Source organism: Herpetosiphonaceae bacterium (assembly GCA_036374795.1).
Classification (GTDB): domain Bacteria; phylum Chloroflexota; class Chloroflexia; order Chloroflexales; family Kallotenuaceae; genus LB3-1.
In genome coordinates, this window is sequence record DASUTC010000182.1 from 1 (window position 1) to 12,865 (window position 12,865).

Below are 12,865 nucleotides of genomic sequence, written 5' to 3' on the forward strand. Positions count from 1 at the left end.
TCCGCTGGATTGCCCGGCAAATCCGTATCGCGCGGGAACCAACTTCCAGGCGACCTGCCGGGGCGGCGAAGGCTACAACGGCTTCTACGGCCACGGCCAGGTGAACGCCCTCAGCGCGGTGATTCACGCCAGCAGCAACTAGAAGCGCGTCATCCGTCGCAGCAAACAGCCTCTATGCTTAGATGAGCATGGAGGCTGTCGCGTCTTTATCGCCCACCGACCCGACTTTGGCATCCTTGCATCGCGCTTACCCACGCGCTCGTGCAGAATCAAGGAGGCTGTTGGAGAAACAGCGTACGAAATTCTGCCTGCTAGCGCTCCTGGGCCTTGGCTGGCGCTTGGCTCTGCTCGGATGACTCGTCCTCAACTTCCGCTTCGCGCCGCCGCACACCAGGAAGATCGGCAATAAACAGGATCAACGCCGTAGCGATCCCGACCGTCACGCCGAGCAGCCAGAGCCAGGTGCCGATCGCCAGGCCAATCGCGCCGGTAATCCAGATCGCAGCAGCCGTTTTGATGCCTCGGACATCCGTACCACCCTTGAAGATAACCGCGCCGCCCAGAAAGCCAATGCCTTGCAGCAATCCCTGCAACGTGCGGCTCAACGACGACGGATCGGTTTCTGCCAGGTGTTTCGCCAGCAGCATATAGGTTGCGCTGCCCACCGCGACCATCATCATGCCGCTGATCCCGATCGCCTTGTGGTGGAGCCGCCGCTCATAGCCGATCAGCCCGCCGATGATCGCAGCTACCAGCAGCCGCATCACGATGATCGGAACGCTCAATCCGCCGGATTCGTCCATGTTTCGCCTCCCGCTCGCTATACTTCTATGCCTGCACAGGCTGTACCGTCGTGCGAGCTACTGATGATGTTTCTAGCAGACCAGAGGCCAGCACCAGCACCACGGCACCGGCATTGCTACGTGGGTTGTTGTCAAGAAGGGAGCGTAGTGATGATTCGCTGTGTCAAATGCGATAACGATACCCGGACCAGCGGTTTAGTGACCGCGCAGGGTGAGGTGCTGCTGGCAGGGACGATCGGCTCCGATCCGCAGCCAATCCTGGCGCAGGTCTGTACCGCATGCGGCTATATCGAGCTGTACGCGCCGCAGCCCACCGCTCGGCCAGAGGTTGCCCGCGACAGCGAAGAGCGGCTGCTGGGCGAGGTCGGCTCCACCGTGCCTCAGCCTGCGGCATAGAACACTCCAGCGGGTAGCCGCACACGCCCTCGTCGGATCTCGCCGCCGCCCCTGGTGCCACGGCAGGCTGAGCGCGAGGCTGCCCGCCTGTCGTTCCCGCCCGGATCATCGCCCACCCCTCGTCCGATGCGGCATGATCGCGCCTCCGGCCACGACGAAGCCAACTGCTGACGCCGAATCGTACCGCCCGTCCATATGCACCCCGATCGTAACAGGAGAGCCGGGATCATCTCCGTCTGTTCCGGCACTTGCGCAGAGCATCCAAAACAAGGAAAATAGACGCTACGGCTAATCACTGATGAAGATAAGCCATGCGAGACGCTCCGCCGCCATGACGACAGCCGCGAACCAATGCTCAGCATCCATTCAGCGCTCGCAGTGCATAAGGAATAGCATGAACTGGCATTATTCACCATATGTTTTTGTTTTGTTGATTGCAGCATGCGTCTCGATAGGGATCGCCGGATATACCTGGCGGCGGCGCACCGCTCAGGGCGCGCCAGCATTCGCCGTGGTGATGCTTGCCGTGGCGGAGGTCATGCTCGCATTTGCGCTGGAGCTGAGCAGTAGCGATATACCAACCAAAATCGTTTGGGCCAAGGCACAATACGTTGGCCTGGTGACAATTCCGGTTGCCTGGCTTATTTTCGCGCTGCGCTACAGCCAACGATCGCACTGGATCACATGGCGCAATGATATGCTGCTGCTGATCGTTCCTGCGATAACGCTCACGCTCGTCGTGAGCAACGAGTCGCACAGCTTGATCTGGTACGAACCGACCGTCTTCGCAGACGATCCGCTCAACGATCTTCACGTTCGCTACGGCCCGTGGTTTTGGGTCCACATGGCCTATTCCTACACACTCTTACTGCTCGGCAGCGTCCTGCTGATCGGCAAGCTGCTCCACGCGCCGCGCTTGCATCGCCAGCCGATCAACCTGCTGCTGGCGGCGGTGATCATTCCTTTGGTCAGCAGTACGCTGTATATCTTCAACGCAAGCCCGTTCTCACATCTGAACGTGACGCCGTTCGCGCTGATGCTGACCGGCATCGCGTTTGCCTGGGGCTTGTTTCGGTTTCGGCTGCTGGATATTACGCCGCTCGCGCGCGATACGATCTTTCAAAACATGTATGCCGGCGTGATCGTGCTGGATACGCAGCGGCGCATCGTCGACATCAACCCCTCCGCACAACGCCTCTTTGGATGGTCGCCCGCGCACGTCGTCGGGCACAAATTGGAGGAGATCCGGCCTTCGATCGCAGCGGTTTTGCCGCCGGGTGTCCAGGGCCAGAGCATTCGCAAGACCGTGGTACTGGAGGATGATTATCCGCAGCGCATCTTTGACCTGAACTTCTCGTTTCTAGCGAGCCAGCACGGCTACCCTGCCGGATGCATGGCTGTGTTGCTCGATATTTCTGAGCATAAGCGCGGCGAGGAGCGCTACCGGGTGGTCTCGGAGCTGACATCGGACTTCACCTACGCGCTGCTGGCCTATCCCAACGGCGATCTCGATCTCGACTGGATCACCGACGCCTTCTATCGCATCACGGATTATTCTGACGAGGAGGTACGGGCACGAGGCGGCTGGTATACGCTCACCTACCCGGATGATCACCCGGTGACGCAGGCGCATATCAGGCGGCTCCTCGCGGGGCAGGCCGATGTCGCAGAGTTTCGGATCGTCGCCAAAAACGGCGACCTGCTCTGGATTCGCAACTACGGACAGCCGCGCCGCGATGAAGAGCAGCGCGTCGTGCAAATTCTGGGTGCCGGACAAAACATCACTGCCAGCAGGCAGGCGGAGGCAGCCCTCCGTGAAAGCGAAGAGCGCTATCGGCGGCTGGTCGAGTACTCGCCGGAGCCGATCGTCGTTCATAGCGAAGGCAAGCTCGTCTACGTCAACGCCGCCGGCGTCAAGCTGTACGGCGCATGCCGGCGCGAAGAGCTGATCGGCAAGCCGATTCACGATTTCATTCATCCCGATTACCGCGAGGTGGCGCTGAGACGCGATCACACGATTCATCAGGCCAGCAATCCCACCGAGCTGATCGAGGAGAAGATCGTCCGGCTGGATGGGCAGAGCATCGACGTAGAGATCGCGGCGATCCCGATCACCTATCTGGGCAAACCGGCGCTTCAGGTTGTTGCCCGCGATATTACCGCCCGCAAGCGGGTGGAAGAAGCGCTCCGCGAGCAGAACGAGTATTTTGCGGCGCTTCACGATACGGCGCTGGCGGTGATGAATCGCCTTGAGCTGGCGGATGTGCTTGAGGCGATCGTGGTGCGAGCCGGGGCGCTCGTGGGGACGGAGCACGGCTACCTCTACTCAGGCGAGCCTAACAGCGGCACCAGCGAGATCAAGGTTGGCGTCGGCATCTTTCGATCGTATGTCGGCCAGCGCCTGCGGCCCGGCGTTGGCGTCGATGGCTCGGTCTGGCTCACCGGGCAGCCGCTAGCGGTGAATAACTACCAGGAGTGGCCCGGCCAGGTGACAGACGAGCCGCACAAGGGGCTTCATGCCGTGGTCGGCGTGCCGCTCACCTCCGGCCCGCACGTGGTGGGCGTGCTGGGCCTGGCTCATCTTGAGCCCGGATGGTCCTTCGGCGATGAAGAGATCACGATCCTGACGCGCTTCGCCGAGCTGGCATCGATCGCTCTGGTCAACGCCCGGCTGTACACCACGGCGCAGCAAGAGCTGGCCGAGCGCAAGCGCACCGAAGAAAAACTGGCGCTGGCGCGCGATGAGGCATTGGAGGCAGCCCGGCTCAAATCGGAGTTCCTGGCGACGATGAGCCATGAGCTGCGCACGCCACTCAACGCGATTATCGGCTTCACCGATCTGACGCTTGAGCAGCACACCGGGCCGCTGAACGATCAGCAGCGCAGCAACCTGCAACGGGTCAGCCGCAACGCGCGCAGTTTGCTCGATCTGATCGACGGTATCCTCGACTTGAGCAAGATCGACGCGGGCCGCATGCAGATGTTGAGCGAGCCGGTTCGGCTGTACGAGGTGGTGTCGAGCGCTGTCAGCAGCATCGAGACGCTCGTCTCGAAGAAAGAGCTTGAGGTGACAATCACGCAAACGCCGAGCGGCCAGCCGCTAATCTATGGCGATAGCAGGCGCTTGCGTCAGATTGTGCTGAACCTGCTCTCCAACGCCGTCAAGTTCACGCCCGCCAACGGACGGATCACGGTCGTGCTGGAGCATGGCCCGCCGACGATGTTGAACATGGCCGCGCTTCCCGACAACGATCTTCCGCAAGGAGAGTGGATCGCGCTGAGTGTTCATGATACGGGTATCGGGATTCCACCCGAAGAGCACGGGCGGATCTGGGGCGAGTTCTACCAGATCGACGGCTCCTTGACGCGCCAGTACGGCGGTACCGGCCTGGGCTTAACGATCGTGCGCCGCCTGACCGAGCTGATGGGCGGACGAGTCGGGCTGCGCTCGGAGGTTGACGAAGGCTCGACCTTTACGATCTGGCTGCCTGTCGCTCAAAGCTCGGCTGAGCCGCCGCTCGATCAGCCTGCTATGGCCCCCGAGTCAGAGGTGCCGGTGACGGAATAGAGAGCAGGCTAACGATCCGGCAATCTGGCTGGATCGATTACACGTGAGAGCAGTATGACGATTGTTTCGGCAGATCAGATCGCGCGGGCGGTGGCGGCGCTGCGCGGCGGAGAGCTGGTGGCGTTTCCCACGGAGACGGTCTACGGCCTGGGCGCGGATGCGGCCAACGAAACGGCGGTGCGGCGAATCTTCGCCGCGAAAGGGCGTCCAGCCGATCACCCGCTGATCGTCCATTTGCCAGGCGTAGACGCGCTTACCGACTGGGCGCGCGATGTGCCGCCTGCGGCGCGGCGGCTGGCCGAGCGTTTCTGGCCCGGCCCGCTAACGATGATTCTGCCCAAGGCACCGCACGTGCCGGATGTGGTTACGGGCCGACAGCCGAGCATCGGGCTGCGGATTCCTGATCATCCGGTCGCGCTCGCGCTGCTGGCCGCGTTCGGCGGAGGCATCGCCGCGCCCTCGGCTAACCGCTTCGGGCGCATCAGCCCGACACGGGCCGAGCATGTGCAGGCCGAGCTGGGCGATGCGGTGGCGCTGATCCTCGACGGCGGCCCGTGCCGCGTTGGCGTGGAGTCGAGCATTGTCGATCTCACGGGCGAGCAGCCGGTGCTGCTGCGGCCAGGACAGATCTCAGCGACACAGATCGCGGAGGTGGTGGGCGTGCCGCTGGCCCAGGCCCACAAATCCACCACACGCGCGCCGGGAACGCTGCCGAGCCACTATGCGCCGGTGACAAGAACAATGATTATCGGTACAAACGAACTCGCTCCTACTGTCAACGATCTCCTCGATGAGAGATTGCGTATCGCAGTGCTGGCCCGTCACAGCGCGCCGATCGATCATCCCGGCGTCACCTGGCGGGTTGCGCCGAGCGACGCCGACGGCTATGCCCACGCGCTCTACGCTCATCTACGTGAGCTAGACGCTCTGCGCCGCGATCGGATTGTGGTGGAGGCCGTGCCAGAGGGCGAGGCGTGGCTCGCGATCCGCGATCGATTGCAGCGAGCGGCGAGCCAGGAGCCAGGAACCGAGAGCTAAGAACCGGGTGCATGCCCAGAGGGCACCCGGCAGAGGAACCAAGGAACAAAAGAACAAAGGAACAAGGGAATAGCTCGAAACTCGAAACCTGAAACTTTGAACTTTGAAAAAGGTGATGCAATGTCGAAGGCTTTGACATATTCCAGCTATTTGCGCGTGGACGAGCTGCTGAGTCTGCAAACGCCGCGCAGCGAGGGGCCGGACGGGCCGGAGCACGATGAGCTGCTGTTTATCGTGATTCATCAGGTCTATGAACTCTGGTTCAAAGAAATCCTGCACGAGATCGATTACCTGCAAGAGCGTCTGCGGCAGAACGAAACGGCGCAAGCCGCGCGCACGCTGCGGCGCATCCTGGCAATCCTCAAGACGATCGTCGCACAGATCGATGTGCTTGAGACGATGACACCGCTCGAATTCAATGCGTTTCGCGGCTACCTGGAGTCGTCCAGCGGCTTTCAATCGTTGCAGTTCCGCGAGATCGAGTTTGCGCTGGGCTATAAGCGAGCGGCCATGCTCAGCCATTTTCCCACCGATATGCCGGGCCGCGAGCGCATCGCCGCGCGCTACGACCAGCCGACGCTGTGGGATGCTTTTTTGCAGTTCCTACACTGTAATGGCTACGAGCTGCCCGCCGATCAGCTTGGTCGCGACGTGACGCAGCCGCTCGAGCCGTCGCCTGAGGTCCAGGCGATCTTGATCGATGTGTACCGCCATAACCCGACCGTCAGTAATGTGTGCGAGCGCCTAGTCGATATGGATGAGGGCTTTCAAGAGTGGCGCTATCGCCATGTCAAAATGGTCGAGCGGACGATCGGCATTAAACAGGGCACCGGCGGCTCAAGCGGAGTCTCGTATCTGCTCTCGACGATCAGGCCGTTTTTTCCCGATCTGTGGGCGATTCGTGCCCACCTGTAGCCCACGAATCACCGGGAGCCAAACCAGCAACGCGCCGCAGCACTGGTGCCGAAAAGGATGCACGAGGATGATGCCTTTACCGATGCCTGTACGAACAGATCGAGCCTATGCCGACGAGCTTGACGCGCAGGACGCGCTGGCACACTTTCGCGAGCAATTCGTCTTTGCCGATCCCGACCTGATGTATCTCGACGGCAACTCGCTGGGACGCCTGCCGAAGGCTGCTCAAGCCCTGGCCCATGATCTGGTTGATCGCCAGTGGGGCGAGCGCCTGATCCGTGGCTGGAACGAGGGCTGGTTTACGCTGCCGGAGCGCGTCGGCGCGAAGATCGCGGGGCTGATCGGCGCGCAGCCCGACGAGGTGATCGTTGCCGACTCGACCTCGGTCAATCTGTTCAAGCTGGTCGTCGCCGCGCTGCACGCTCAGCAGGGGCGGTCGCGCGTGCTGACCGACGACCTCAATTTTCCATCGGACATCTATATTTTGCAGGGCGCGCTCGACATCCTCGACCGCCAGCATTGCCTGCAAGTCGTCGCCTCGCCCGACGGGATTCACGGCCCGGTCGATGCGCTGCGGACGAGCCTGGATCGCGACGTGGCACTGGTCACACTGTCGCACACGGTCTTCAAAAGCGGCTATGTCTACGATATGCCCGCGATCACCAAGGCAGTACACGATGCTGGCGGGCTGATGCTCTGGGATCTGAGCCACTCCGTCGGCTCGGTGCCGGTCGATCTCAACGCGGCTACTGTCGATCTGGCGATCGGCTGCTGCTACAAGTATCTCAACGGCGGTCCGGGCGCACCCGCGTTCCTGTATATCCGCCGCGATCTGCAAGAGCGGCTGCTTAATCCGATCACCGGCTGGATGGGCCAGCGCAACGTTTTTCAGTTTGGCCTGCAGTACCAGCCTGCGGCGGGCCTGCGCCGCTTTTTGACCGGCACGCCATCGGTGATCTCGCTCGCGCTGATCGAGCCGGGCGTCGATCTGCTGCTGGCGGCGGGCATCGACGCGCTGCGCGAGAAGTCGGTGCGCCAAAGCGAGTATCTGATCGCGCTGTGGCAGGAGCTTCTCGCTCCTCTGGGCTTTACGCTCAACTCGCCGCGTGATGCCTGCTGGCGCGGCTCGCATGTCTCGCTGGGCCATGCCGAGGGCCTGAGGATCGATCTGGCGCTGATCAACGATATGCGGGTCTTGCCCGATTTCCGCGCGCCCGACAATATTCGCCTGGGCATCGCGCCGATCTATACCTCGTTCCGCGACATTCACACCTGCGTGATGCGGATGCGGCAGACGGTCGTCGAGCGGCTGTACGAAAAGTACGCCAGGGCTGCCCCAGCCGTCACGTAGCGCCGAGCAGAATCAGGCTCATTTCTACAGGCCTGCCCTGCGCGATCGATCGTGCCTGCGAAAACCCAGGAGCGCAGCAGCCTGCGCAGGTACTAGCACAGCCTGATACGCGGGTAGTACCGATCAAGGACCTGACAAACGACCACAATCGAGCGAGACTGTTCTACACTAGCTGCATCCGATCGCGATACCTGAGCGTCACAGGATGCCTATGAGCAAACGACAGCGATCTGTCCCGGCCAGCAGAACACAGCCGCGTCCTACACGTCCCAGCGCGTCAGCCGAGGTCGATAGTCTCGGCCAGCATCTTTCTCCAGAGGCTCAGCACCAGGGCGTTGATCGTCCACATCAGCTTCCGGACGACCTGCTGCGGCTGCAACGAGCGATCGGCAACCGGGTTGTGCAGCGCTTAGTTATGACAAGCTCACAGCCCGCCAGTCGATCCACGACGCTGCCATCGACCATGCCGAGCGAGCGCGGCACGATGGCGGCACATGAACAGCCGATTCAGGCGAAGATCGAGATGACCGAGCAGGCCAAGCGCTACGCGCCGCCCGCGCTACCGTCTGCGGAGAGGAATCTTGTCGCCGGTCCGCTAGAGCCACCCACAACCACCCAGGACCGTGGGCAAACCCTGCCTGACGCCGTTCGGGCAAAGATGGAGCGGGCATTCGCGACCGATTTTGCAAGCGTCGAGATTCACGAGGGACCGGCAGCATCCTCAGTCGGCGCGCTGGCGTACACCCAGGGCGAGCAGATTCGCTTCGCGCCGGGAGCGTACGATCCCGAAAGCGCTTCTGGGCAGGCGTTGCTCGGTCACGAGCTGACGCATGTCGTGCAGCAGCGGGCAGGTCGCGTTCAAACACTGCAGGGCAAAGGCGGAGCGATCAACCAGGAGCATGGCTTTGAGGCCGAGGCCGACGAGATGGGCGCGAAAGCGGCGCAGGGCCAGCCGGTCGCGCCGCATCTGCGCGGGATCGCCGCGTCTGGCACATCCAGCACCGGCCCGATCCAGGGCGTTTCCGTCTGGTCACGCACGCACGGAGGGATTCGCGAGACGGACGAGCCCGGATCTTCGCTGTTTGCGCGTGGGTATCAGGCTATTTGGCAAGCTGACCGGAGGAGTATTGTCTACTATCCACGGGATGCCATGCCTTTTAACCTGGTGCGTGATTATACGCCGGTCCACGATGCCGCTGCGGGGCATCAGGTCTATTACCCGAATCATATGGTGCCCACGCCGCCCAGCTCGATAGCGCCTATGGGATCGGCTTTCTCAGGCTCGCACCCGATGCTGCCCACCGCACCATCGGGGGTATCACATTTCTCAGGCTCGCACCCGATGCTGCCCACTGCACCATCGTTCGCGCCTATACCATCGCCAAGCGCTAGCTCATCGCTTCCAGGCGCGCTGCTGCCCCCAACCATGCACGCTCCACTGCCGCCGATGACACCCAGGCGACCTGCAATCATTCCCAGGCCGCCATTAGCCACTGGTGGCCCAGCGCCCACGCCGCACTCGCCCCTGACCGGCCAAAAACGCAGGGATCACTTGCCTGCGCGGAAAACGCAAGCACGAGAAAAGCGGGGCAGAGTTGATAGTGCCGATGGCGCCTCGGCTGTGCCACAGCTTACGCCGGGATTGCCTTCCCTGCCGACGCTATCGTCAGCGCCGTCGATAAGCACCCAGGATGCGCCGACTCCATCTTCCTCGCTCGGTCATACCCAGGCGATCGACCCGACAGCGCTGCTTTCGCTGGATAGTGCTCTCAGTGTGCCATCCATCTCAGACGGTCGAGCGAATCCGGTCGCCTCCACATCCACCGGCGCGCCCTCTGGTGGCTATGACTTTGCTACCCTGGAAGCCTTGCTCTTTTCTGACCTACTCCCCAGGCCGCCACTGCCATCCATCTTAACGCCGCAGGCGGGCGGCATCATGGGAGGGCACGCATCGACATCGAGCACGCCATCGAGCACGCCCCTCGCTCACACGCCGCCCATGCCATCCTCATCAGGCGGCGGTGGGGTTGAGGAGTTTGATGTCGATTTCTTCTTGAACAACCTGTTGAGCGCACCGGAAGCAAGCGGAGCCGACTCGCTGCTCACTTTTGAAGAGATCTTGCGAGGGCCGATGGGTAGCGCTCTGCCTGTGCCGACATCATTGCCTTCAGCGGGATCATCCAGCTCGTCAAGCTCCTCATCTCCAGTGCCCCTGGACGAGGTCTTCGCCGATCGGCTCAACAACCTCTACAGTACAGGCTTCCGCGAAGAACTCGCACGCACCTTACGGGCCATCGCAAATACCGGGCAAAGTTGGGAGCAGATCAAAGCGCACCTCTTTGCGAACCATCGCCACTTCAAGCGCCCCACAGGACCATCGATTAAGGGGCGATCGGGACCGATCCCCTGGAAAAAGGCCACGCGCGAAATCGAGGCGGCAGTCAGTAGCGACCTCGATCTGACAGAATATCGGGATGAGAAAGCGGGAAGATCAGGCACTAACGTATGGTCTAAACTTGCCAAATCAAGAACGATCGATGCGATCTGGGGCACATACTGCGAATGGGTGCTCAATAAAGCTCACCGAGCCGAGCTGATCGATGTCATCAAGGAAGCGCTGCTTCACGAGCTTGACGAGAGCGCAGAGGACCGCCCCGATGCCGGTATTTACGCCGTTGTCACTGGATGCCCTGGGAATAACAATTATGAAAGAGTGCTTGCCTTTATGGGCGGTATGGCTACCAGCGGCGAGGTGAGCGGGTATCGGCTCGCGCATTTCGAGCGAGACTGGCAGAGCACCAAGAATAGTCGGTGGATCAGAAACCAACTGCGCATGGGCGAAGGCGCGGCGCACGAGTGGATTCCCTGCGACCAGATGCTCGCGATCGTCAAAACACACTTTGAGGCGAAGGCTGGCGGCGCGCCTGAGCCAGGCTGGATCGAGCTTCAAAATCTCCTGCGCAGCCCCACCACGAGTGTTATTTTCAATCCCGCGACCTGCGACTCCGAAGAAGAAGTGGTCTACGATGATTCAGGCGCTCGTGCGCGGGAGGCAACAATCAAAACGCTTCAGGGACACAGCGGGGCGATCTACGTCAAGCGGCTCAAAGACGGTCGTGTCAGCAGCAAGGCATGCACGCAGGCTCAGGAGGGCAGCAGCGGCTTTCACGGTCATTTACGCACCGCGTTTGAGGCGGGGCGTGCGACACGAGGCTCCAATACAGAGCGGCTTGTGGCAACTATTCGCGGCATCTACGCGGTGTACAAACGGTGGGTGTGGGATGGCCGCACTATTCCGAGGGATCTCTGGCAAGGGCCATACTTTCGTGAGCCAGGCATGAGAACGTCGCTGACGATCTCAGAGCTTGCCGAGGGACAGCGCGAGGCGTTTGCCGCAATTCGGGCCAAGTTTGCCGAGGTTGCCGCTGCCCTGCACCTCGATGTTCGTTTCGACTAGCGTGCGGCGCGGCGGATACGCTTGATGTATCCGCCGCGCCGGCCCACCTCACGACAGCGGCTAGGCAGCCTGCGACGCGCCGGGCTGCGCCAGCTTCCGGGCGTGGTATTGAAAGAGCAGCCACAGTCCCAGCACGATCACCGTGAGCACAAGCGCATAGGGCAGGATCGTCCAGATGCCCCGCTCATTCGCCAGCGTTCCCGCCAGCCACGGAAAAAAGGCCGCCCCGCCAGCGCCCAGGCTGGTCATAAAGCCGATCGCGCTCGGCAGCAGACGCACCGGCACAAGCTGCGAGATCACCGCGATCAGCGTCGGAAAGATCGGGCCGAGGCTAAACCCGGCCAGCGCCAGCCCGAACGCGGCGACGGGCGTTAGCGGCACCAGCCAGACCAGCAGCAGCCCGATGGCGGTACCGGCCAGGCAGAGCTGGATCACCAGCACATTGCCCAGGCGCTCGGTGACACCGCCGAGCACCAGCCGTCCGAGCATCAGCCCGAACCAGTAGCCGCTCACCAGCCGCCCCGATAGCAGCGTCGCGATCCCGCGATGCTCCGTCAGAAAGCTATAGACCCAGCTTCCGACGCTGACCTCGACGCCGACGTATAAAAACAGGAACAGCGCCGCAACCCACACGATCGGCAGGCCAAGCGCCGCGCGCATCACGTTTCCGGTATGCTGCTGATCGTGGGCCGCGCTGTCGTGCGATGGCTGCTCCGCGCCGTGAAAGGCGACGACAAGATTGATGGTGAGCAGCACCGCCAGCACTGCCAGCAGGCCGTACACGCGATACCAGCCCCAGCCAAAGGCGAGCATCTGCGACGCGAGCAGCGGCCCGACCAGCGCGCCGCCGCCGTAGAAGGCATGCAGGTAGTTTAGCAGCGCCGTGTTATTCGGCAGCGATGCGACGTAGGCGTTCAATCCCGCATCGACGATCGCCACGCCAAAGCCCAGCACCACCAGCGCCAGCAGCACGATCAGCCACGGCGGCACGCTGGCGATGGTGATCATGCCCGTGAATAACGCCAGGCCGCCGAGCGTCAGGAACGTGCGCCGTCCAAGCCACTCGACGAGCAGGCCGCTGGTGAACGCGGCGACAAGATAGCCGCAGGTGCCGGAGAAAAAGAGATAGCTCACGGTACGCTTGTCTAAGCCATACTGCTGCTGCAAGCTCGGCAAGAGCACGCCTATCGCGCCGTCGTTGGTACCGATGAACATCAGTGCGGCGAACGCCACCGCGATATGAAACCACAGCTTCGAGCGTCCATCTTGCGATCGTCGCGTCGTCGTCGTATGCTCCACGAAATATCTTCCTTCCCGCGCGCTGTACCATCCTCCCA

General features: G+C 62.1%; 9 protein-coding genes. 6 read left to right on the plus strand and 3 right to left on the minus strand.

What is annotated here, in order from left to right; all coding sequences use genetic code 11:
• Positions 1-311: 311 nt before the first annotated feature.
• Entirely contained in the window at positions 312-803 is a 492-nt protein-coding gene (locus VFZ66_13090) for an MgtC/SapB family protein (GenBank protein ID HEX6290126.1), read from the minus strand.
• Positions 804-953: 150 nt separating this feature from the next.
• Between VFZ66_13090 and VFZ66_13095 the strand changes: the two genes are divergently transcribed.
• The 5 genes from VFZ66_13095 to kynU all read left to right on the plus strand — a co-directional run bounded on the left by VFZ66_13095 (position 954) and on the right by kynU (position 8,071).
• Complete coding sequence (locus tag VFZ66_13095) at positions 954-1,199, plus strand: zinc ribbon domain-containing protein (GenBank protein ID HEX6290127.1); 246 nt, start codon at positions 954-956, stop codon at positions 1,197-1,199.
• Positions 1,200-1,593: 394 nt separating this feature from the next.
• Complete coding sequence (locus VFZ66_13100; GenBank protein HEX6290128.1) at positions 1,594-4,767, plus strand: histidine kinase N-terminal 7TM domain-containing protein; 3,174 nt, start codon at positions 1,594-1,596, stop codon at positions 4,765-4,767.
• 54 nt (positions 4,768-4,821) lie between these two features.
• On the plus strand, positions 4,822-5,805 hold the full coding sequence (locus VFZ66_13105) for an L-threonylcarbamoyladenylate synthase (GenBank protein ID HEX6290129.1): 984 nt from the start codon (positions 4,822-4,824) through the stop codon (positions 5,803-5,805).
• Between the two features lie 120 nt (positions 5,806-5,925).
• Positions 5,926-6,720 carry a tryptophan 2,3-dioxygenase family protein gene (locus VFZ66_13110; protein HEX6290130.1) on the plus strand — a complete coding sequence of 265 codons (795 nt, stop codon included), beginning with the start codon at positions 5,926-5,928 and terminating at the stop codon, positions 6,718-6,720.
• Between the two features lie 82 nt (positions 6,721-6,802).
• On the plus strand, positions 6,803-8,071 hold the full coding sequence (gene kynU / locus VFZ66_13115; protein ID HEX6290131.1) for a kynureninase: 1,269 nt from the start codon (positions 6,803-6,805) through the stop codon (positions 8,069-8,071).
• A 721-nt stretch (positions 8,072-8,792) separates the two neighbouring features.
• On the opposite strand, the gene VFZ66_13120 is transcribed toward kynU, so the two are convergent.
• On the minus strand, positions 8,793-9,038 hold the full coding sequence (locus tag VFZ66_13120; GenBank protein ID HEX6290132.1) for a hypothetical protein: 246 nt from the start codon (positions 9,036-9,038) through the stop codon (positions 8,793-8,795).
• Positions 9,039-9,692: 654 nt separating this feature from the next.
• Between VFZ66_13120 and VFZ66_13125 the strand changes: the two genes are divergently transcribed.
• Positions 9,693-11,528 (plus strand): hypothetical protein, encoded by a 1,836-nt coding sequence (locus VFZ66_13125; GenBank protein ID HEX6290133.1) that lies wholly within the window; start codon positions 9,693-9,695, stop codon positions 11,526-11,528.
• Positions 11,529-11,588: 60 nt separating this feature from the next.
• Here VFZ66_13125 and VFZ66_13130 read toward each other — a convergent pair whose 3' ends face one another.
• Positions 11,589-12,827, minus strand: a complete 1,239-nt coding sequence (locus tag VFZ66_13130; protein ID HEX6290134.1) for an MFS transporter — start codon at positions 12,825-12,827, stop codon at positions 11,589-11,591.
• Positions 12,828-12,865: the final 38 nt, after the last annotated feature.

Bases quoted from the DNA above. Each gene is read 5' to 3' on its own strand.
- VFZ66_13090 (HEX6290126.1), bottom strand. From the start codon at position 803: ATGGACGAATCCGGCGGATTGAGCGTTCCGATCATCGTGATGCGGCTG.
- VFZ66_13095 (HEX6290127.1), top strand. From the start codon at position 954: ATGATTCGCTGTGTCAAATGCGATAACGATACCCGGACCAGCGGTTTA.
- VFZ66_13100 (HEX6290128.1), top strand. From the start codon at position 1,594: ATGAACTGGCATTATTCACCATATGTTTTTGTTTTGTTGATTGCAGCA.
- VFZ66_13105 (HEX6290129.1), top strand. From the start codon at position 4,822: ATGACGATTGTTTCGGCAGATCAGATCGCGCGGGCGGTGGCGGCGCTG.
- VFZ66_13110 (HEX6290130.1), top strand. From the start codon at position 5,926: ATGTCGAAGGCTTTGACATATTCCAGCTATTTGCGCGTGGACGAGCTG.
- kynU (HEX6290131.1), top strand. From the start codon at position 6,803: ATGCCTGTACGAACAGATCGAGCCTATGCCGACGAGCTTGACGCGCAG.
- VFZ66_13120 (HEX6290132.1), bottom strand. From the start codon at position 9,038: ATGCGGCGCGACCGGCTGGCCCTGCGCCGCTTTCGCGCCCATCTCGTC.